This window comes from Kitasatospora sp. NPDC088160, from assembly GCF_044741445.1.
GTDB lineage: Bacteria > Actinomycetota > Actinomycetes > Streptomycetales > Streptomycetaceae > Kitasatospora.
Genome location: NZ_JBIUSS010000022.1, coordinates 114,599 through 135,302, shown reverse-complemented (window position 1 = coordinate 135,302; position 20,704 = coordinate 114,599). Strand labels below are relative to the sequence as shown.

Sequence of the window (20,704 nt, the reverse complement as noted above, 5' to 3'; positions counted from 1 at the left end):
CCGATGGGGCCCGCCCATGACCGCGAGCAGCACCCGGCCCGGCCCCACGCCGTGCGCCCCCCGCACCACCGAGGCGCACGCCCTCACTCCCACGCCGCCCGCCGACGCCCCCGGCGCGACCTCGTACCACCGGCTCACCGCGCTCGCCCCCGTCCTTCGGGTGCGCTGCGCCCCGCCCCGCCGCGGCGACGGCTGGATCCCCGCCGCCGACCTGACCACCCGGCCCGAGGCGGTCCGCGAGCTGATCGCCCACGACGCCCGGCAGGGCCTGGCCCGCTACGGGCGGCCGCTGCGCCCGGACGTGGCGGCCGGCTTCGGCCTGCACCGCGTCGTGTGGCCGCTCTCGCTGCTGTTCACGCTGCCGTGGTTCCTGGAGCGCCGGGTCCTGCTGCTCGGCCCGCAGGACGTCTCGGTGCGCCGCGGTGCCGACCGGGTGGAGCTGACGGTCCGCCCGGAGGCGTTCGCCTGTCTGCCCGACGACCCGGCGGGCGGCGTGCCGCAGGCCCGTACGGTGCCGGACGCGAACGCGTTGGACACCGAACTGCGGTGCGCGCTGGGCGGGTTCCTGGAACCGGTGCTGGCCGCCTTCCGGCCCGAGGTGCGGCGCGGGCCACGAGTGCTGTGGGCGATGGCCACGGACGCGGCGGTGGAGGGGCTCTGGTACGCCGGCGGGCTGCTCGGGGAGCAGGAGCGGGCGCGCGCCGAGCTGTCCGCGCTGCTGGAGCCCCCACAGGCGGGCGGCGCGGCGGCGGCACCGGCGTGCGCGCCCGGCGTGACCGGCGGCCCCGCTCCGGCCCCGTCCCCCTTCACCCCGGGTGCCGGTTTCGCCGTGCCGGCGGCCGGGTGCGGGGATGCTTCGGGCACCGACCGGGCCCGGGCCAGCTGCTGCCTCGTGTACACCGCCCAACCGGAGGACATCTGCGGCGGCTGCCCCCGCGTCATGCGGGGTTGACGAAAACACGTGCGAGGCCGGATCCGGAAAGCCCGGAATTCCGGGAATAACCCGCTTCAAATGCATAAGAAAATGCGATTGTCGCGGGGTCAGAAATCCCTCTACTCAGCGCATTGGCACCGAATCGGCCATTCCCCCGCCGAGCATCCGCCATGATGGTCCCCGCCATCACGACGCAGGAACGCGACGCAGGAAAGCGAGGCTGGTTCCGGCGATGAAATTGTCCGACATACCGCTCGGCTGGGCCGTCACCGGAGGTGCGGGGCTGCTGGTCAGCGCGCTCCTGGTGGCCCTGGTCCGGAGCCGGGGATCCGCCGCCGCCGGAGGGCCGGATTCCTGGGAGCGTTCCGAGGAACGGCGCCGCCGCAAGGAATCCCTGTACGGCGGCGCCTCGTACACGCTGCTGTTCTGCTGCGCCGGTGTCGCCGCCGCGCTGTCCTTCCACGGGCTGGTCGGCTTCGGGGTGCAGAACCTCGGGCTGTCCGGCGGCTGGGAGTACCTCGTGCCGTTCGGCCTCGACGGCGCCGCGATGTTCTGCTCGGTGCTCGCCGTCCGCGAGGCCAGCCACGGTGACGCCGCGCTCGGCTCCCGGCTGCTGGTCTGGCTGTTCGCCGGCGCCTCGGCCTGGTTCAACTGGGTGCACGCCCCGCGCGGCTTCGGCCACGCCGGCGCCCCGCAGTTCTTCTCCGGCATGTCCCTCTCGGCGGCCATCCTGTTCGACCGGGCGCTCAAGCAGACCCGCCGGGCCGCGCTGCGCGAGCAGGGACTCGTCCCCCGCCCGCTGCCGCAGATCCGCATCGTGCGCTGGCTGCGCGCCCCGCGCGAGACCTACGCGGCCTGGTCGCTGATGCTCCTGGAAGGCGTCCGCAGCCTCGACGAGGCGGTGGACGAGGTCCGCGAGGACAAGCGGGAGAGGGCCGTGGAGCGGGAGCGCCGCAGGCTGGCCGGCCGCCGCGAGCGGGCGGAGATCCGGGCGATCAGCCGCAGCAACAGCGCCTGGCGCGGTCGCGGCGGCGGCGCACGGCAGTTGGAGTCCGGTTCGGAACCCGCCATAGCCGGCGGGCCCGCGGCGGAGCGGCCCGCCGGGCCGCGCGAGGTCGAGGCCGCCGAGGGCGCGGTGGTGCCCGCCGAGGGCACGGTGGCGCAGCCGGGCCTGCCCGCCCGCCCGGAGCGGCGCACCATCGACCTGACCGTCGACGAGGACACCGTGACGCTGCCCCGGCTGGACTCGCTGGAGCGCAAACTGAAGGACCTGGAGCAGCAGTTCGGGTGACCGGACCTAGGTTGCGGGCGTGCCGCTGAGCTCGAACCACATCCGCTTGCCGGAGCCGCGCGGCTCCACGCCCCAGGCGTCCGCCAGCGCCTCGACGAGCATCAGCCCGCGCCCGGAGGAGGCCTGCTCCCCCGGGGTCCGGCGGGTCGGCCACAGGTCCGACTCGTCCTCCACCTCGACCCGCAGCCGGGCCCGGCCGCCGTCCGAGGCCGGCTCCCGGTAGAGCCGGGCGGTGAACATGGCGTCCCGGTCGGTGTGCCGGATGGCGTTGGTGACCAGTTCGGAGGAGAGCAGTTCGGCGGTGTCGATGAACTCGGCGACGCCCCAGCGGCGCAGCGCGTCGCGCAGTTCGGCCCGGACCTCGGAGATCCGCGCCAGGTCGGCCTGGCCGATCCGGCGGCGCAGCTGCTGGGCGGCCAGGCCGCCGGCCGGACCGTCCCAGCGCAGGAGCAGCAGCGCTATGTCGTCCTCGCGCTCGCTGGAGTCGGCGGCCTGGGAGGCGATCCGGTCGGCCAGGTCCTCCAGCGGGTCGCGGGCCGCCTCCTCGGCGGGCGGCAGCGGACGGGCGAGCGCCCGGGTGAGCCGGGCGATGCCCTCGTCCAGGTCCATGCCGCGCGCCTCGACCAGGCCGTCGGTACAGAGCAGCACCGTCTCGCCCGGGTCCAGGCTGAACCGGGTGACCCGGTACTCCTGGTCCGGGTCGATGCCCAGCGGCAGCCCGCCGGCCACCGGCACCACGGCGGCGGTGCCGTCCGCCCGGCGCACCACCGGGTCGAGGTGGCCGGCCCGGACGGCGTAGACCACGCCGTAGTCCACGTTGACCTCGGCGTAGGCGCAGGTCGCGAAGTGGTCGGTGTCCAGATCGGCGAGGAAGCGGGAGGCGCGGGCCATCACCGCGGCCGGCGGGTGCCCCTCGGCCGCGTAGGCGCGCAGCGCGATCCGCAGCTGGCCCATGATCCCGGCGGCGTGCACGTCGTGGCCCTGGACGTCCCCGATCACCAGGCCGACGTGCCCGCCCGGCAGCGGCACCACGTCGTACCAGTCACCGCCGATCTGCAGGCCGGAGCCGGCCGCCAGGTAGCGCACGGCGGTCGTCACCCCCGGCACCGACGGCACGGTGCGCGGCAGCATCACCCGCTGGAGGCCGGCCGCCAGTTCGTGCTCGGCGTCGTGCAGCCGGGCCCGGGCCAGGGACTGGGCGACCAGCCCGCCCAGGGTGGACAGCAGGGTGCGCTCGTCCGCGTCCAGCTCGCGCTCGTCGTCGAAGCTGACCACGCAGACGCCGATCGCCCGCCCGCTGGCCACCAGCGGCAGGAACGCCCAGGAGCCACGCCCGGTACGGCTGGTCGGCTCCCAGACCTCGGGGTAGGACGCGCGGAACTCCTCGCGGGTCGGGATGAACACCGGCGCCCGGTGGCGCACCGCCTCGGCGGCCGGGTGCCCGGCCGGCAGCACCGTGCGGTCCCAGACCGCCAGCGCCTCGGTCCGGTAGCCGGAGGCGCCGAGCACCTGCGCCCGGCCGGCCTCGAAGGAGGCCAGCACCAGGCCGTCCGGCGGCAGTCCGGGCAGCGGCAGTCCGGTGAACACCCGGGCCACGTCGCGGACGGTGACGGCTTCGGAGAGGGCGCGGGCCGCCTCCTTGATGAACCGGGAGCGCTCCTCGCGCAGCAGGGCCATCCGGTCGGCGCGGTCGCGCTTGTGCAGTTCGACGGTGGCGTCCCAGACGAAGCCCACCATCCGCGAGGCCCGGCCGAAGGCGTCCGCGAGCACCCGGCCGCGGAAGCGCACCGCGCGCATGGTGCCGTTGGGCCCGACGGTGCGGTAGTAGGCGCCGCACTGGCCCAGTTCGGCCACCGCGCGCTCGACCCGGCGGCGCACCACCGGCGCGTCCTCGGGGTGCAGCAGGGCCAGGAAGGAACCGGCGGTGCGATCGAAGCGGCCCTGGTCCATGCTGTCCAGGCCGATGATCGCGCAGGCCCGGTGGTCGCCCTCCAGGACGTCGCGGCGGATGTCCCAGTCGAAGGAGCCGATGCCGTTGGCGGCCATCGCGGGCTCCAGCCAGTCCGGCATGGTGTCCGCGGAGGCGGGCGGCAGGCTGCCGGGGAGCACCGTCGCCAGCCGTCCGGCGGCGAGCGCGGGCGCCGGGCGCGGCACGGGCCGGCGCACCGCCTGCGCGGGCGGCTTCGCCCGGCCCGGCCCGGCCGCGGTGGGGCCGGCGGGGGGCTGGTCGACCGTCACGGGAGCGGGACCGGCGGGGTTCGGACCGGTGGTGTGGGTGGAGGCTGCCTGCTGCGGTTCGGCGGTGGGCGCACCGGATGGAAGCGCCGGCCCCGGCGACTCGGGCTCAGTGGGCATGCTGCTCCTGCCGCTGCCGTGGCGGACCGCGCCGACCGTCCGGACGGGCCGCGTGGCGGTGTGATGGGTGGTGCTGGATCGGACGGTGTCGACGGGCGGGGTCGGTCGAGGTTCGGTCTCCCCGCTGCTTCCCGCACGTGGACACACATTCCCACCATCCTGTCCAATGTTGGGCCGAGCGGCAATGGTAACGGGCCGGAAATCTTCCGCTCCGCCTTCTGTTCTGGGCATGCTTCGAAGGCGAATGAATCGACGGCGAACGGTGCGGCGGGCCGCGTACCCCCACATGCCCCGCGCCCCGAGCGCCCCGGGCCCGCGCTCCGTGCCCGTGCCCCGCGAGCGGCCGGGCTCAGGGCAGGGCGAGCTCGAACCAGGTGACCTTGCCGTCGCCCCGCAGCTGCACGCCCCACGCGTCCGCGAGCGACTCCACCAGCAGCAGGCCGCGCCCCGAGGTCGCGTACTCGGCGTCCGGATCGCGGCGCCGGCCGGGCAGCCGGGTCGTGCCGTCCTGCACCTCGATCCGCAGCCGGTGGTCCGACCCGAGCACCGCGTCGAACACCGCGCCCTTGCCGGTGTGCAGCAGCGCGTTGGTCACCAGCTCGGAGGAGAGCAGTTCGGCGGTGTCCGACAGCTCCGGCACCCCCCAGTGGCTGAGCGCCGTCCGCAGCCGCCGGCGGACCGAGCCGACCGCGACCAGGTCGGCCGGGTCGAGCGTCAGGTGCAGCCGGCGGTGCAGGGCGCAGCCGGGGGCCGAGGTGCCCGGCAGGGTCGTCCCGGTGCCGCCGGCCGCGCCCGGGGCGGGCCCGGACCGGTAGGCGTCACCCGAACTCGTCCGCTGCCGCGGGAATCGCGACTGACCGTCCATCAACACATGCCCCCGCCCTCGAATCCGAGCCCCCGCCTCCGGATCCCCCGCCGGCCGGGTGGCCCCCACGTTCTGACCACCCATCCTCATGCCCAGTTGACGGCGTTTGCAACAGTGTGCGTCCGATCACGTGGGGTGAAAGGGGCACGGGGAGGTTCACGTGATCCAACTGCCCGCGCCGGACAGGTTTGCGAAGCGCAGAGCCTGTTTTCGAGTCCGCCCCCGCCCGATCCCGCGCACACCCGGCGCCCGGGCGCCGGCCCGCGCCGCCCTCCCACTCCCCGTCGCACCCCGCCGCGCGCCGGGCCCCGTCCTGCTCCGCGCGCCCGGCGCACCCCGGCCGCGCGCCCTCCCCTCCAGGGCTCCGCCCCCGCCCCTCCAGGGCTCCGCCCCCGCCGCTCCGGGGCTTCACCCCCGCCACGCGCCCGGCGGGCCGAACCCCTGCGGACCGGCAACGCTGGACACGGCGGCCCGGTCCGGGTTCAATGGCCCGAGATGTTTGAACGACGTTCTAACATCGCCCCCGAAAGCCGACCCCCTCCCCCGGCGACCGCGAGCGAGGAACCGTGCGACTGACCCCCACCGAGCGGGACCGGCTGCTGATCTTCACAGCAGCCGAACTGGCCCGCGCCCGCCGCGCCCGGGGCGTACGCCTCAACATCCCCGAGGCCACCGCCCTGATCGCAGACACCGTCTGCGAGGCCGCCCGCGACGGCCGGCGCCTGGCCGAGGCCATCGAGGCCGGCCGCAGCGTGCTCACCGCCGCCGACGTGCTGCCCGGCGTGCCGGACGTCGTCACCGTCGTCCAGGTCGAGGCCGTCTTCGACGACGGCACCCGCCTGGCCGTCGTCAACGACCCGTTCCGGGGCGCCGGCTCGCTCGGCGACGAGGCCCCCGGCGGCGCGCTGATCGGCGACGGCGCCGGCTACGACCCGGTCGAGGAGACGGTGCTGCTGCCCGTCCACAACACCTCCCAGGTGCCGATCTCGGTCACCTCGCACTTCCACTTCTTCGAGGCCAACCCGCGCCTCGCCTTCGACCGCGCCGCCGCCTACGGCACCCACCTGGCCGTCCCGGCCGGCTCCTCGGTGCGCTTCGACCCGGGCGCCACCGTCCAGGTCGGCCTGGTGCCGATCGGCGGCGAGCGCGTCGCGATCGGCTTCGCCGGCCTGGTCGACGGCCCGCTGGACGCGCCCGGCGCGAAGGAGGCCGCCCTGGCCAAGGCCCGCGCGACCGGCTACCTGACCACCTTCGACGACGCGGAGGTGCCGTCATGACGTCCATCACCCCCCACGACTACATCTCGGTGCACGGCCCCCGGGCCGGCGACCGGATCCGGCTCGGCGACTCCGGCCTGATCGTCCGCGTCGAGTCCGACTCCCAGGCCCCCGGCGAGGAGTTCCTGGCCGGCTTCGGCAAGACCGCCCGCGACGGACTGCACCTCAAGGCCGCCGCCGTCCGCGACACCTGCGACGTGGTGATCAGCAACGTCCTGGTGATCGACGCCATCCAGGGCATCCGCAAGACCTCGATCGGCCTGATCGGCGGCCGGATCGCCTCGATCGGCCGCGCCGGCAACCCCGACACCCTCGACGGCGTGGACGTCGTCGTCGGCACCGGCACCACCATCGTCTCCGGCGAGGGCATGATCGCCACCGCCGGCTCCATCGACACCCACGTCCACCTGCTCTCGCCGCGGATCATGGAGGCCTCCCTCGCCTCCGGCGTCACCACGATCATCGGCCAGGAGTTCGGCCCGGTCTGGGGCGTCGGCGTCAACTCCCCCTGGGCCCTGCGCCACGCCTTCAACGCCTTCGACGCCTGGCCCGTCAACATCGGCTTCCTGGGCCGCGGTTCGTCCTCCGACGCGGCCCCGCTCGTCGAGGCCCTGGCCGAGGGCGGCGCCTCCGGCTTCAAGGTCCACGAGGACATGGGCGCCCACACCCGCGCCCTGGACACCGCGCTGCGCGTCGCCGAGGAGTACGACGTCCAGGTCGCCCTGCACACCGACGGCCTGAACGAGTGCCTGTCGGTGGAGGACACGCTCAAGGTGCTGGAGGGGCGGACGATCCACGCCTTCCACATCGAGGGCTGCGGCGGCGGACACGTCCCCAACGTGCTGAAGATGGCGGGCGTGCCCAACGTCATCGGCTCCTCCACCAACCCCACCCTGCCGTTCGGCCGCGACGCGCTCGGCGAGCACTTCGACATGATCGTCTCCGCCCACGACCTCAAGACCGACCTGCCCGGCGACGCCGCCATGGCCCGCGACCGCATCCGCGCCGGCACCATGGGCGCCGAGGACGTCCTGCACGACCTCGGCGTCATCGGCATCACCTCCTCCGACGCCCAGGGCATGGGCCGCGCCGGCGAGACCGTCCGCCGCACCTTCGCCATGGCCGGCAAGATGAAGGCCGAACTCGGCCCCCTGGACGGTGGCTACGGCACCACCGAGAGCGGCGACGACAACGAGCGCGTCCTGCGCTACATCGCCAAGCTCACCATCAACCCCGCCATCGCCCACGGTCTCTCCCACGAGGTCGGCTCCATCGAGGTCGGCAAACTCGCCGACATCGTGCTGTGGCGCCCCGACCACTTCGGTGCCAAGCCGCAGCTGGTCCTGAAGGCCGGCTTCCCCGCCTACGGCGTGGTCGGCGACCCCAACGCCTCCACCGACACCTGCGAACCCCTCGTCCTCGGACCGCAGTTCGGCGCCCACGGCGCCACCGCCGCCGACATCTCGGTCGCCTTCGTCGCCCAGGCCGCCGCCGACGGCGCCTACCTCGACCGCCCCGCCGACGGGCTGCCCACCCGCCGCCGCCGCGTCGGCGTCCGCAACACCCGCGGCATCGGCCCGCGCGACATGGTCCGCAACGCCCGGGTCGGCCGCGTCGACGTCACCCAGACCGGCCTGGTCTCGCTGGACGGCGAACCGCTGCGCTCCGAACCCGCGGACAGCGTCTCGCTCAGCCGCCTCTACTTCCTCTGACACTTCCGCTGACACCTCCGCCGAACGCCTCCCCCCACTAGGACTCCCGGATGACCACCCCCACGCCCGCCTCCCTCGGCTACCGGATGCCCGCCGAGTGGCACCCGCACGACCGCACCTGGATGGCCTTCCCCACCGCCAACCCCACCTTCGACACCCCCGAGAACCTGCACGCGGGCCGCGAGGCCTGGGCCGCCGTCGCCAACACCATCGTCCGGTACGAGCCGGTCACCCTGGTCGTCAACACCGGCGAGACCGCGGACGCCCGCCGGTACGTCTCCGGGCAGGTCGAGATCGTCGAGCGCCCGCTCGACGACGCCTGGATGCGCGACATCGGCCCGTCCTTCCTGATCGACGGCAAGGGCTCGCTGGCCGCCACCGACTGGATCTTCAACGGCTGGGGCGCCCAGTCCTGGGCCCGCTGGGACCACGACCAGCACATCGCCGAGCACATCAGCGAACTGACGGGCGTCCAGCGCTTCGCCTCCCGGCTGATCAACGAGGGCGGCGGCATCCACGTCGACGGCGAGGGCACCGTCCTGGTCACCGAGACCGTCCAACTCGGCGAGGGCCGCAACGCGGACTGGACCAAGGAGGAGGTCGAGGCCGAGCTGCACGCCTTCCTCGGCACCACCAAGGCGATCTGGCTGCCGCGCGGACTCACCCGCGACTACGACGAGTTCGGCACCCGCGGGCACATCGACATCGTCGCCTCCTTCGTGCGCCCCGGCGTCGTCGTCGCCCACGTCCAGCCGGACCCCGCCCACCCGGACCACGCGGTCTGCCAGGAGCTCGTCGCCGTCCTGCGCGCCGCCACCGACGCCCGGGGCCGGGCGCTGGAGGTCATCGAACTGGCCGCCCCCACCGTCCTGCTGGACGAGGACGGCGAACCGGTCGACTACTCCTACATCAACCACTACGTGGCCAACGGCGCCGTGATCCTGTGCGCCTTCGACGACCCGCGCGACCAGGAGGCCGCCGCCGCCCTCGGCCGCGCCTACCCGGGCCGCACCGTCGAACTCGTCGACGCCCGCGAGATCTTCGCCAACGGCGGCGGCATCCACTGCATCACGCAGCAGCAGCCGAAGTCCGTCTGATCCCAGGCCACTTGAGGTACCTGGGCCACCTTGGGCACCTGGGCCACCCGGCTGCCGGGGCGGGGGCACCTCCCCCGCCCCGGCAGCCTTCCGACCTCCGCACCACCGAGGGAGCGCACCGCACATGGCCGACCCCCGCCCGCGCCGGCCGGCGCGCCCCCGCGAGGAGGTCTTCGCCACCGCCCGGGCCGCGATCGCCGAACACGGGCTCGCCAAACTCACCATGGCCGGGCTCGGCAAACAGCTCCAGATGAGCGCCGGACACCTGCTCTACTACTTCGGCAGCAAGGACCAGCTGCTGCTGGAAACCCTCCGCTGGAGCGAGGACCAGCTCGGGGCCCGGCGCCGCGACGCCCTCGCCGACCGCTCGCGCGACCCCTGGCAGCGGCTCGACGCCTACCTGCGCCTCTACCTGCCCGACGGGGCGGGCGATCCGCGCTGGATCCTGTGGGTCGAGGTGTGGGGGCGCTCCCCCGCCAGCGCCGAGATCCGCCAGGGGCAACAGGAGATCGAGGCGCCCTGGCAGGCCGACCTGGTCGCCCTCATCGAGGAGGGCACCGCCACCGGCCACTTCACCCCCGGGCCCGCCGCCGACCGGGCCACCCAGATCCGCGCCCTCCTCGACGGCCTGGCCGTCCCCCTCGCCATCGGCCTCCCCGGCACCCACCGCCCCGCCGCCCTCACCCAGGCCACCGCCGTCACCGCGATCCTCCTGCGCACCTGACCAGGGGCTGCGGCGGCGAGGGAGAAAATATACCGACCGGTCTATAGATTTCCCTCGGTGACGCGACGGCGTGATGCGCGCGCGTGATGCGCGCGCGTGATGCGTGGCGTGTGGGGCGTGGCGTGTGGGGCGTGGCGTGTGGGGCGCGTGAGTGCGCGCGGTGCACAGGAAGTCGGCCCGGTCGACTTCCTGCGCGATCCACTCCCGTCGGCGCGGTCGGCGCGGTCGTGACCAGGGAAAAATATGTCGGTCGGTCTACATATTCACTACCCGCAAGCGCGAGCAGCGCGCGAGAAGTCGGGCCCGCCGACTTCTCGCGCGGCCGGGAAATCTGTCGGTCGGTCTACATATTTCGCCGCGGGAGGGGCCCGGATCAGGCTAGGGCTTGCTCAGGTAGGTGAGGACGGCGCGGACGCGGCGGTCGGTGTCGTCGTCGTCGGTCATGCCGCCCTCACCGTCGTCCTGCCGATCGCCCTCATCGGCGTCAACCGATCCCGGGCGTCTGCCCGCCCTGGTACGCCGCGGTGCAGGTCGTCTGGGTGCTGCCCGCCCTCCGGGCCGCAGTCACCGTCCGCGGCTCCGCGCCGCGCGCCGCCTTCCCCCCGGGTGCGCCGAACGGGTGCGCTGACCGGGTGCGCTGACCGGGTGTCGGGCGCGGCACCGGCGGGCCGGCGGCGCTCCAGCCGCCCCGCGGTCGTCATGCGGTCGTCATTCGGTCCAGACGGCGGCGGCCGTGCGGTCGTCGGCGTAGCCCTTGGCACGGACCTGGACCTGGCGGAGGAAGTCGACGGTGCCGGGCGGGTGCGGGTGGGCCCAGTGGGTGGACAGGAAGTGGGCGACGGCCGGCTCGTCGGCGATCGGGCTGGCCAGGCCGGGGGTGCAGAGCAGCAGCACGTCGCCCGGGGTGGCGGGGACCAGCCGGAAGCGGAACGGCCTCGGCTCCTCCGGCGGCTGCCGGCCGTCCGGGTGGTGCAGCAGGCGGGCCGCGTAGGCGTCGATCCAGTGGCCGGAGCGCAGCAGGTAGAGCCCGCCCGGGCCGACCCCGAAGGCCGCCCGGTGGCCGACCGCCGGGTCGAGCGACAGCAGCAGGCAGTGCAGCGAGGCCGGGGACGGCGTGCCGTCCTCCTCGTTCCCGGGCACGAGCGCGCGCAGCGGGGCGACGGCGCCGGTGGCGAGCCGCTGGAGGCCGTAGCGCAGCCGGTCCCGGGCGCCGTCGCGCAGGTCGGCGGCCAGGCCCTCGCGGCTGCGGCCGACCGCGGCGGCCAGATGGCGGCAGGCCTCGCGGGTGCTGGTGGCGACGGCCCCCGGGGCGAGCGCCTCGTCCGCGGCGGTGCCGGTCCGGTCGATGCCGGCGAGCACGGCGAGCAGCAGCCCGTCCGGGCCGTCCCCGAACCTGGTGATCAGCAGCGCGTCCCGCCGCGACTCGCCCCGGTAGCGGGCGGAGTCGCCGCGGACGGAGACGGCGCGCAGAACGGACGGGCCGTACTGGGCGCCCTCCAGGACGGTGTCCGGCACGAGCGCCCCGAGGACGCCCGGGTCCGCCTCCGGGACGGCGGTCGGCTCCGGCCCGTAGGTCGGCGGGCGCTCGCCGATGTGCGGCACGGTGGGGGCGCCGTCGGAGAGCGGCGAGCGGACGGCCGGGCGCGGGTCGGGGACGGTGGCGTCGGGTTCCTCGGTGGCCTCGGCTTCGGGCTCGGGCTCGGGCTCGGGTTCCTCAGTGGCGGCCTCCGGTTCGGCCTCGGGTTGCGGTTCGGGTTCCGGTTCCGGTTCCGGTTGCGGCGCGGGCTCGGGGGCGGGCTTGTCCAGGGAGACCGGTGTGGGGAGGGTGTTGGCTTCGCTTTCCTGGACGTCAGGGGCGAAGACCCGCTCCTCGTCCGCCCGCTGGGGTCCGATGACGCCGATCGCGGTGTCGAACCAGTCGTCGATGCTGTCCCGTTCCAGCACCTCGGCCGCTGCCGGCACCACTGCCGACTCCGGCTCCGGCTCCGGCACCGCTGCCGACTCCGACGCCGGCTCCACGCCCAGCACCGGCTCCACGCCCAGCACCGGCTCCACGCCCAGCACCGGCCCCGCGTCCAGCACCGACTCCGGTTCGGCCGTGCGCTGCTGGCCGATGAGGCCGACCGCCGTGTCGAACCAGTCGTCGACGCTGCCGTCGCCGGGGTCCGCGTGCGGGGTGTCGGGGAGGGTGCCCGCCGGGCCGTCGTAGACCGTGTCCCACCAGCCGTCGTCCGGCCGGTGCGACTGTGCGGGGGCACCCTGCTTGCTCATCTGGCGGCTCCTGGTCGGTCCGTGGTCGCGCCGCCCCCGGCGGGGCCGGACTCGACGTCATTGTCTCCAAGTGCAACGACGCTGTCCGGGTTTCGGCGACAACCGGTCAGCGCCGGGCCGTTCCCGGCCACCGCGCCCACCTCGGGTTTCACCGGGGAATCCGGCCCCGCGTCCGGCCCCGCGTCCACCCCCGGGTTCACCCCCGCGTTCGGTCCCGTTCCGTCCGTGCTTGCCGGATGTGCCCGGAGCAGGGCGTTTCCGGGGTGTTCGGGTCCGGGAGCGGCCGAAAATGGGGGTGGAGGAGGGGCATCGCTTCACTCGTTCGGCTGATTAAATGTGCGCATGACCGCGTCGGCCCCCAGCTCACCTCGACCGGGGAGGGCCGCACCGGCGGGCCGCCCGGTGGGTGTGCTGTGGGTCCTGCTGCTGGTCGCGCTGCTCACGACGCTGCCGTGCGCCGGTCAGTCGAAGGCGGTCGGCGCGCACGCCGCTCCGACGCCGACCACCGTCACCGCCGCCGTCACCGTCACCGTCACGACGGTCGCCAGTCACGTCCCGCACGCCGGCCCCGCCGCCAAGGCCTCCGACCAGCGCCAGCGCGCCGGGGAGCAGCGGCACTGGACGTGGTGCACCGCCGACGGCGGGCAGCCGCGCCGTGACAACGGCTGCTCCAGCCACCCGTACTGCGCGCAGGACGCCCAGCTGCCGAACCCGCCGCCGCATCCGCAGCCGGCCGCGTCACCGCTCGCGCCGGCAGCCGAGGCGCTGCCCAGGGTGGTGCCCGCCGGGCTGCTGGACGGTCCGCATCCGGCACCCGATCTACACGAGCTGCAAGTACACCGGTCCTGAGCGGAACCCACCGCCCGGCATCCGCCGGCGGATCCGCCCCTCCCCTTCTTTCAGCTGACCGCCGCGCCTCCAGCAGTGCGCGGCGGGGACAAGGACAACCACCATGGGTTCCGCCTCGAAGCAGTCCAGCAAGCAGTCCGGCAAGCCCGGCCCGACCGACCGCCGCGCCCGGATAGCCGAGCTGCGCGCCGGCGAGCAGCGCCGCGACCGCCGCAACAAGGTCATCGCCTCGGTCGCGGCCGGTGTGCTGGTGATCGGCGCGATCGCCACCGGCACCTGGATCGTCATGGACGCCAACCAGAGCAAGAAGAAGGAGCAGGCCGCCGCCAACGCGGACATCCCGGGCGTGCAGACCTTCGGCGAGCTGAGCCGCACCCACGTCAAGGACAAGGTCAGCTACCCGATGACCCCGCCGGTCGGCGGCGACCACAACGCGATCTGGCTGGACTGCATGGGCCACGTCTACGACCAGCCGGTCGAGAACGAGCGCGCCGTCCACTCGCTGGAGCACGGCGCGGTCTGGGTGACGTACAACGGCAAGGCGACGCCGGACGACATCAAGACCCTGTCCGACAAGGTCAAGACCACCCCGTACTCGCTGATGAGCCCGTACCCGGACGAGAAGGGCACCATCACCCTGAACGCCTGGAGCACCCAGCTGATCGTGGAGAGCGCCAGCGACCCGCGGGTGAACCAGTTCTTCACCAAGTACGTCCAGGGCAAGCAGACCCAGGAGCCGGGCGCCTCCTGCACCATGGGGCAGATGTGACCGCCGACGCGGCGCAGCCCGAGGACGGCTCCGAGCACGCCGCCGAGGAGTTCGCGGACGAGGCCGGGGCGCCGCGCCCGGCCCGTCGGCGGCTGTGGTGGCCGGCCGCGCTGGCCGCCGCCCTCGCGTTGGCCCTCGGGGTGCCCGCCCTGGTGGCGAGCGGGACGTCGGCGTCCGGGTCGGCCTCGGTGGCCGTCCCGGCGGACGACTCGCCCGAGGCCGGGTTCGCCCGCGACATGGCGACCCACCACCAGCAGGCGGTGGACCTGTCGTTCATCGTCCGGGACCGCACCGGCGACGACGCGACCCGCACCCTCGCCTTCGACATCATCAACACCCAGGCCAACCAGCGCGGGATGATGATGGGCTGGATCGACCAGTGGGGGCTGCCGCAGCACTCGGCGGCCAAGCCGATGGCGTGGATGAAGATGGGCCACGACTACCAGGCCCACGACGGTTCGCTGATGCCCGGCATGGCCACCAACACCCAACTGGCGAAGCTGCGTTCGCTCAGCGGGCGGGACGCCGAGGTGTCCTACCTGCAGCTGATGATCCAGCACCACAAGGGCGGCGTCGAAATGGCCCAGGGCTATGTGGACCTGGCGAAGAACGACGCCGAGAAGCGGCTCGCCCAGTCGATGGTGGTCGCACAGACCTCGGAGGTGCAGCTGATGACCGACATGCTCACGGAGCGCGGCGCCGCCCCCGGCGTGCCCGAGTCCTGACCCACCCCACTGCGCGTGTCCTCGGACGGCCGGGGCGCGGTCGACGGTCCCGTACCGTGCGTACCGTGCCCCGGCCGTCCCGCGTCCGCGACAAGCCCCTGGAGTTCCCGATGACCCCCGCCGCACCCTGGCTGATCGCCGGACTGGGCAACCCCGGCCCGTGGTTCCGGCTGACCCGGCACAACGCCGGCTTCCTGACCGTGGAGCGGCTGGCCGAACGGTACGGCGCGCGGTTCCGGCGGCGCGGGATCGGCGCCCTGGTGGCGGAGATCGAGGTCGACGGCCACCGGGTGGTGCTGGCCAAGCCGCAGTGGTTCGTCAACCTGTCCGGCCGGCCGGTGTCCGGCCTGCTGCGGCGTTACGGCGTCCCGGTCGAGCACCTGGTGGTCGTGCAGGACGACCTGGACTTCGCGTTCGGCACCGGACGGCTCAAGCGCGGCGGCGGCCCCGGCGGCCACAACGGCGTGCGCTCGGTGGGCGAGGTGCTCGGCACCCCCGACTTCGTGCGGCTGCGCTTCGGCATCGGGCGCCCGCCGAAGGGGCAGAGCGTCGGCGACTTCGTGCTGAAGAAGTTCTCGGACCGCGAACAGGCCGCCCTGCCAGGGGTGTTGGACCGGTGTGCGGACGCGCTGGACACGCTGGTGCGACGCGGCCTCAACCGGGCCCAGGACGCGCTGAACGTCCGCTCGGAGGCTTAGGGGAAGGGGCCCCGGCTTCAGGCCTGGCGGACCGGCCGGGTCAGGGCCACGGCCGCCACCGCGACCGCCGCGAGAGCGAGCAGTACCGTCCGGCCGCCGGACGCCGGGCCCGCCAGATGGACTCCGAGGACGGGCAGCGCGGTGCCGAGCGCCGTCCCGAGGCTGCGGGCCATGTTCACCATGCCGCCGCCGACCGCCGAGCACTGCGCCGGGATCGCCCGCATCACCAGCGCGTTGTTGGCGGGCAGCAGCAGTCCCAGCCCGTAGCCGGCGAGCAGCAGCGGCACCGCCACGGCCGCCCCGGAGACCGGCAGCAGGGCGAACAGCAGCAGCCCCGCGCCCGCGAGCACCGCGCCCGCGCGGCAGCGGGCGACGTCCGACCAGCCGCGCGGCAGCAGCGCGCCGCCGACGGTCGCGGCGAGCGCGAACGCGGCGGGCAGCAGGGTGATCACCAGGCCGGCCCGGGCCACCGGCACGCCCGCGCCGGTGAGCAGCACCGGGCCGAGCACGAGCGGGCAGAACAGCAGCAGGTAGCCGATCAGCGAAACCACCAGCCCGGACCGCACCCCGGGGGTGTTGACCAGGCCGGGCGCCAGGATCGGCCGGGCGGCCCGCCGTTCCTGACGGACCAGCGCGAGCGCGAGGACGGCGGCGGCGAGCAGCAGGGCGGCGGCGGCCCAGCCGGGCAGCGGCAGTCCGGAGGCGGTGGACAGGGCGAGCAGCAGCGCGGTGGTGGAGCCGGTGAGCAGCAGCAGGCCGGGCAGGTCGAAGCGGGCTCCGGACGCGGTGGCGGGCACAGTGGCGGGAGGGCTCGCGGCGGCACTCGCGCGGGGGGCGCCCCCGGCGCGGGGAGCGGGCAGGCTCGCGGCGGCCCCTGCGGGCGGGGTCCCGGGATCGGCGGTGAGCGGGCCCCCGGTACCGGCGATGAGCTGCTTCCCGGCACCGGCACCGGCGGCGGGCGGGGGCCCCGTGCGGGTACGGGGCAGCAGGAACCATCCGGCCAGGATGCCCAGCACCCCGATCGGCACGTTGATCCAGAACACCCACCGCCAGGAGGCGTGCTCCACCAGCAGCCCGCCGAGGCTGGGGCCCAGCGCCAGACCGAGCCCCTGGGCCGCTGCCTGGATGCCGAGCGCGCGCCGCATCGCGTGCTCCGGGACGCCGCGCGCCACCAGGGCGACGCTGTTGGCCTGCATCATCGCGCCGCCGACGGCCTGGACGGCCCGGCAGGCGACCAGCACGCCGAGGCTTCCGGCGTATCCGGCGCCGAGCGAGGCCAGGGCGAAGACGGCGAAGCCGCCGAGGTACATGGTCTTGCGGCCGATGAGGTCGGAGAGCCAGCCGACCGGGGCGAGCAGGGCGACCAGCACCAGGAGGTAGGCGAGGGCGACCCATTCGACGGCCGCGAAGCCGGCGTTGAAGTGCCGGCCGAGGGCCGGGAAGACGAGGGCGGTGACGCTGGCGGTGAGCTGGCCGAGGAAGGCCCCGAGGCAGACGGTGCCGACGGCCAGCCAGTGGGCGTGACGCCAGCCGGCTATGCCGCGGGGCCGGGGCCGCTCGGTGAGCAGCCGCGCGGCAAGGGCGGTGGCGTTCATGCCACAAATATATCGGACGCAGATATGTTCTTTCTACGAGCTGCTCGCTTTCCGACGGGAGCCCGCAGAGTTCCACCGAGCTCCACGAGGCCCCGCAGAGTTCCGGGAGGCCCCCGATCGACGGTGGACAACCCGCCGGACCGGCCCGTACCAGGCGATACGCTGTCCGCCATGCCGTCGTCACCACACGTCCCCGACCCCGCCACCGAAACCCCCGAAACGGCGGTCGACCACGCCCGGCGGCTCACCGACACCGTCACCCGCCTGCGCCGCGCCCTGCGCAGCAGCATCCGCACCGACTACCCGTGGGAGTCCCTGCCCATGGCGCAGGTCGAACTCCTCCAGACCCTCGCCGCCGCCCCCCTGCGGGTCGGCGAACTCGCCGCCCGGCAGCGGCTCGCCCCCAACACCGTCAGCGGGCTGATCGGCAAGCTCCTCGACGCCGGATTCGTCGACCGCCAGGCCGACCCCGGCGACCGTCGCACCGCCCGCATCGCCCTCACCCCGGCCGGCCGGCGCCAGCTCGACGACTGGCAGCGCGCCCACGAGCGCCGCATCGCCACCGCCCTCGACACCCTCGATCCCACCGACCGCGACGCCGTCGTCCACGCCCTGCCCGCCCTCGAACAGCTCGCCCGCGCCCTCGCCGAGACCGGCCAGGGCCCCGACCAGGCCTGAACCCCGGCCGGGCCCAAACCGGGGCCGAGCCGGGGCCGAACCCCGGCCAGCACCCCCGGATGCCTGCAAAACCGCTGGTCACCTACCCGTACGGACCACTACCGTCCCCGGCATGAGCACAGCACAGGTACAGATCGAGCCCTGGACGGACGCCGACCTCGCACTGCTGCGCCGGGTCAACACCCCGGAGATGAAGAAGCACGTCGGCGGCCCCGAGACCGAGGAGCAACTCCTCGTCCGGCACCGACGCTACCTGGACTTCGTCCCGTCCGGCCTGGGCTGCATGTACCGGATCGTGCTGCTCCCCGAGGGCGAGGCCGTCGGAACCGTCGGCTACGGCACCCGCACCTGGGAGGGCGAGACCGTCCACGAGATGGGGTGGAACGTCCTGCCCGGCCACCAGGGACGGGGCATCGCCGTCGCCGCCACCCGCGCCGCCGTCGCGGCCGCCCGCCGCGAGGCCGCCCACCGCCACCTGCACGCCTTCCCCTCGGTGGACAACCCGGCCTCCAACGCGGTCTGTGCGAAGGCCGGGTTCAGCCTCGTCGGCGAGACGGACTTCGAGTTCCCGCCCGGGCGGCTCATGCGCAGCCACAACTGGCGGGTGGACCTGCGGGCGGCGGGCTGAGCCGCGCCGCCGCCCGGGCGGACGTGTCAGAACAGCGTGCCGCTCTCCAGCTCCAGCAGCCGGCGCTTGCAGTCCACGCCCGCCGCGAAGCCGGTCAGCGAGCCGTTGGCGCCCATGACGCGGTGGCAGGGGCGGACGATGAGCAGCGGATTGGCGCCCACCGCGCCGCCGACCGCCCGCACCGCGCGCGGCGACTCCCCCGCCAGATCGGCGAGTTGGCCGTAGGTGACGGTCTCGCCGTACGGGATCTCGTCCAGGGCGGCCCAGATCCGCCGGCGGAACTCGGTGCCCGCCGGGGCGAGCGGGAGGTCGAAGGAGGTGCGCTCGCCCGCGAAGTAGGCGGTCAGCTGGGCGACCGGCTCGGCGAGCGCCTCCGGGTCGAGGACCCAGTCGTCGGCGGGCTCGGCCAGCGCGTACTTCTGCCCGGGCGCGGTGACGGTGGCCAGCGCCGCCGCGCCGCCGCCCTCGGGCAGGACGCCGGACAGCAGCAGCCGGCCGAACGGGCTCTCCATGGTGGTGTAGACGGTGGTGCTCATGCCTCTGCCTTCTCCGTTCCAGTGCTGGCGCTCGTGGGCCCGGCCCACAGCCGGTGCACGGCGTAGGAGCGCCACGGGGCCCACGCCTCGGCCGCGCGGGCGGCGTTCTTCGGGTCGCCGGGGGCGCCGAGCCGGACGAGGCCGTGCTTGACGCCCACATCGCCCGGGAGGAAGACGTCCGGGTCGGCGAGGGCCCGCATCCTCAGGTAGCCGACGGTCCAGGGACCGATGCCGGGCAGGGCCAGCAACCGGGCCGCGGACTCCTCCCGGTCCACCCCGCCGTCGAGTCGCACCGCCCCCTCGGCCAAGGCCGCGCACAGGCCGGTGAGCGCGCGGCGGCGGGCGGCGGGCATCGCGAAGTCCTCCGGGTCGGCGGTGGCCAGCACCGCCGCCGTCGGGAACAGCAGCCGCAGGCCGCCGCTCGGCTCGGGCAGCGCGGTGCCGTACTTCTCGGTCAGCCGGGCGGCCAGCGTACGGGCGGCGCCGACCGTGATCTGCTGGCCGAGCACGGCGCGGACGGCCAGCTCGTGCGGGTCCACGTGGCCGGGCGAGCGCAGGCCGGGGCGTTCACGGACCAGGGGGCCGAGCACGGGGTCGGCGCCGAGCTGCTCGTCGACCGCGTCCGGGTCGGCGTCCAGGTCGAACAGGCCGCGCAGGCGCTGGACGGCGGTCGGGAGGTCGCGCAGGTCCCCGAGCAGCAGGCGGCAGTCGAGCCAGCCGCGGGTGCGCGGTTCGCCCGGCGCCAGCCCGTCGACTTCGGCGATGCCGTGCCCGTACGGGAGCGCCAGGGTGCGCCGGTACGTGCGGACGCCGGGGCGCGGACCGGGGACGACCTCCTCCACGCCGGGGACGGCGCGCAGGGCGAGGAAGTCGATCAGGTGGTCGCTGTCGAGCGCGCCGCGGTAGGCCAGGCGCAGGGTGAGGCCGCCGGCCGGGGTCGCGACGCGGCGGCCGGCCACGACCTCGGCGCGCAGACCGCTGGGGGTGCGGTCGTAGACCTCGCGGACGGTGTCGTTGAACTGCCGCACCGAGGCGAAGCCGGCGGCGAACGCGATGTCGGTGACCGGGAGTTCGGTCGTCTGCAGCAGCAGGCGGGCGGTCTGGGCGCGGCGGGCGCGGGCCAGCGCGATCGGGCCGGCGCCCAGTTCGGCGATGAGCTGGCGCTGGAGCTGGCGGGAGCTGTAGCCGAGGCGGCTGGCCAGGCCCGCGACGCCCTCGCGGTCCACCACGCCGTCGCCGATCAGGCGCATCGCGCGACCGACCAGGTCGGCGCGGTGGTTCCACTCCGGGGAGCCCGGCACGGAGTCGGGGCGGCAGCGGCGGCAGGCGCGGAAGCCGGCCCCCTGGGCGGCCGCGGCGCTGGGGTAGAAGACGCAGTTGACGCGCTTGGGGGTCACGGCGGGGCAGCTCGGTCGGCAGTAGATGCCGGTGGACGTGACGGCCGTGAAGAAGACGCCGTCGAAGCGGGCGTCTCGGCTGTCCACGGCTCGGTACCGGATGTCGTCGTCGATCACGCTGTCCAGTCTGCGGCACTGGGGCGGGGGGTGACTGGCGGAAATCGGACATGGCCGTTGGGGTCCCTCCCGCTCCCCTCCCCCCACCCCACCCTCCGCCCACCTCCACCCACCCATCCCGAGCACCGGCCCGGAGGGCCCACGCCGGGGGCCCTCACAGCCCGCACAGGGGCCCATGCCGGGAGA

General features: G+C 74.8%; 18 protein-coding genes. 12 read left to right on the top strand and 6 right to left on the bottom strand.

Features of this window, described 5'->3' with window-relative positions:
• Window positions 1-16 precede the first annotated feature (16 nt).
• Together ACIOGZ_RS30740 and ACIOGZ_RS30735 are read left to right on the top strand one after the other, a co-directional pair.
• Entirely contained in the window at window positions 17-952 is a 936-nt protein-coding gene (locus ACIOGZ_RS30740) for a (2Fe-2S)-binding protein (RefSeq protein ID WP_400844267.1), read from the top strand.
• A 214-nt stretch (window positions 953-1,166) separates the two neighbouring features.
• Window positions 1,167-2,225 carry a DUF2637 domain-containing protein gene (locus ACIOGZ_RS30735; protein ID WP_350881565.1) on the top strand — a complete coding sequence of 353 codons (1,059 nt, stop codon included), beginning with the start codon at window positions 1,167-1,169 and terminating at the stop codon, window positions 2,223-2,225.
• A 6-nt stretch (window positions 2,226-2,231) separates the two neighbouring features.
• Here ACIOGZ_RS30735 and ACIOGZ_RS30730 read toward each other — a convergent pair whose 3' ends face one another.
• Together ACIOGZ_RS30730 and ACIOGZ_RS30725 are read right to left on the bottom strand one after the other, a co-directional pair.
• On the bottom strand, window positions 2,232-4,580 hold the full coding sequence (locus ACIOGZ_RS30730; RefSeq protein ID WP_363584082.1) for a SpoIIE family protein phosphatase: 2,349 nt from the start codon (window positions 4,578-4,580) through the stop codon (window positions 2,232-2,234).
• 349 nt (window positions 4,581-4,929) lie between these two features.
• Window positions 4,930-5,445, bottom strand: coding sequence for an ATP-binding protein (locus tag ACIOGZ_RS30725; protein ID WP_107452835.1), 516 nt, complete (start codon window positions 5,443-5,445; stop codon window positions 4,930-4,932).
• Window positions 5,446-6,011: 566 nt separating this feature from the next.
• Between ACIOGZ_RS30725 and ACIOGZ_RS30720 the strand changes: the two genes are divergently transcribed.
• The 4 genes from ACIOGZ_RS30720 (at window position 6,012) to ACIOGZ_RS30705 (ending at window position 10,255) form a co-directional block, all read left to right on the top strand.
• The gene (locus ACIOGZ_RS30720; protein ID WP_363584084.1) at window positions 6,012-6,722 is read left to right on the top strand and encodes an urease subunit gamma; all 711 of its coding nucleotides are present in this window, start codon (window positions 6,012-6,014) and stop codon (window positions 6,720-6,722) included.
• A complete protein-coding gene (locus ACIOGZ_RS30715; protein ID WP_363584086.1) occupies window positions 6,719-8,434 on the top strand; it encodes an urease subunit alpha in 1,716 nt (571 codons plus the stop codon). Before ACIOGZ_RS30720 ends, ACIOGZ_RS30715 begins: the two co-directional genes overlap by 4 nt.
• A gap of 50 nt (window positions 8,435-8,484) precedes the next feature.
• A complete protein-coding gene (locus tag ACIOGZ_RS30710) occupies window positions 8,485-9,531 on the top strand; it encodes an agmatine/peptidylarginine deiminase (protein ID WP_400988496.1) in 1,047 nt (348 codons plus the stop codon).
• A 124-nt stretch (window positions 9,532-9,655) separates the two neighbouring features.
• Complete coding sequence (locus tag ACIOGZ_RS30705; RefSeq protein ID WP_350881577.1) at window positions 9,656-10,255, top strand: TetR/AcrR family transcriptional regulator; 600 nt, start codon at window positions 9,656-9,658, stop codon at window positions 10,253-10,255.
• Window positions 10,256-10,963: 708 nt separating this feature from the next.
• On the opposite strand, the gene ACIOGZ_RS30700 is transcribed toward ACIOGZ_RS30705, so the two are convergent.
• On the bottom strand, window positions 10,964-12,526 hold the full coding sequence (locus ACIOGZ_RS30700; RefSeq protein WP_400988494.1) for a hypothetical protein: 1,563 nt from the start codon (window positions 12,524-12,526) through the stop codon (window positions 10,964-10,966).
• Between the two features lie 342 nt (window positions 12,527-12,868).
• Here ACIOGZ_RS30700 and ACIOGZ_RS30695 point away from each other — a divergent pair, with 342 nt between their 5' ends.
• The 4 genes from ACIOGZ_RS30695 (at window position 12,869) to pth (ending at window position 15,567) form a co-directional block, all read left to right on the top strand.
• Window positions 12,869-13,375, top strand: a complete 507-nt coding sequence (locus ACIOGZ_RS30695) for a hypothetical protein (RefSeq protein WP_363584092.1) — start codon at window positions 12,869-12,871, stop codon at window positions 13,373-13,375.
• Window positions 13,376-13,478: 103 nt separating this feature from the next.
• Window positions 13,479-14,144, top strand: a complete 666-nt coding sequence (locus ACIOGZ_RS30690; protein WP_363584094.1) for a DUF3105 domain-containing protein — start codon at window positions 13,479-13,481, stop codon at window positions 14,142-14,144.
• 92 nt (window positions 14,145-14,236) lie between these two features.
• Window positions 14,237-14,869 carry a DUF305 domain-containing protein gene (locus tag ACIOGZ_RS30685; RefSeq protein ID WP_400988532.1) on the top strand — a complete coding sequence of 211 codons (633 nt, stop codon included), beginning with the start codon at window positions 14,237-14,239 and terminating at the stop codon, window positions 14,867-14,869.
• A 110-nt stretch (window positions 14,870-14,979) separates the two neighbouring features.
• Complete coding sequence (gene pth / locus ACIOGZ_RS30680; RefSeq protein WP_363630300.1) at window positions 14,980-15,567, top strand: aminoacyl-tRNA hydrolase; 588 nt, start codon at window positions 14,980-14,982, stop codon at window positions 15,565-15,567.
• Between the two features lie 17 nt (window positions 15,568-15,584).
• Here pth and ACIOGZ_RS30675 read toward each other — a convergent pair whose 3' ends face one another.
• On the bottom strand, window positions 15,585-17,162 hold the full coding sequence (locus ACIOGZ_RS30675; RefSeq protein ID WP_363584096.1) for an MFS transporter: 1,578 nt from the start codon (window positions 17,160-17,162) through the stop codon (window positions 15,585-15,587).
• A gap of 171 nt (window positions 17,163-17,333) precedes the next feature.
• On the opposite strand from ACIOGZ_RS30675, the gene ACIOGZ_RS30670 reads away from it, so the two are divergent.
• Window positions 17,334-17,840 (top strand): MarR family transcriptional regulator, encoded by a 507-nt coding sequence (locus ACIOGZ_RS30670; RefSeq protein ID WP_363584097.1) that lies wholly within the window; start codon window positions 17,334-17,336, stop codon window positions 17,838-17,840.
• Between the two features lie 112 nt (window positions 17,841-17,952).
• Complete coding sequence (locus ACIOGZ_RS30665) at window positions 17,953-18,468, top strand: GNAT family N-acetyltransferase (protein WP_363584099.1); 516 nt, start codon at window positions 17,953-17,955, stop codon at window positions 18,466-18,468.
• A 26-nt stretch (window positions 18,469-18,494) separates the two neighbouring features.
• Here ACIOGZ_RS30665 and ACIOGZ_RS30660 read toward each other — a convergent pair whose 3' ends face one another.
• Window positions 18,495-19,004 carry a methylated-DNA--[protein]-cysteine S-methyltransferase gene (locus tag ACIOGZ_RS30660; protein WP_363584101.1) on the bottom strand — a complete coding sequence of 170 codons (510 nt, stop codon included), beginning with the start codon at window positions 19,002-19,004 and terminating at the stop codon, window positions 18,495-18,497.
• Window positions 19,001-20,518 carry a DNA-3-methyladenine glycosylase 2 family protein gene (locus tag ACIOGZ_RS30655; RefSeq protein ID WP_400988493.1) on the bottom strand — a complete coding sequence of 506 codons (1,518 nt, stop codon included), beginning with the start codon at window positions 20,516-20,518 and terminating at the stop codon, window positions 19,001-19,003. The genes ACIOGZ_RS30660 and ACIOGZ_RS30655 overlap by 4 nt, the downstream gene beginning before the upstream one ends.
• Between the last annotated feature and the right edge of the window lie 186 nt (window positions 20,519-20,704).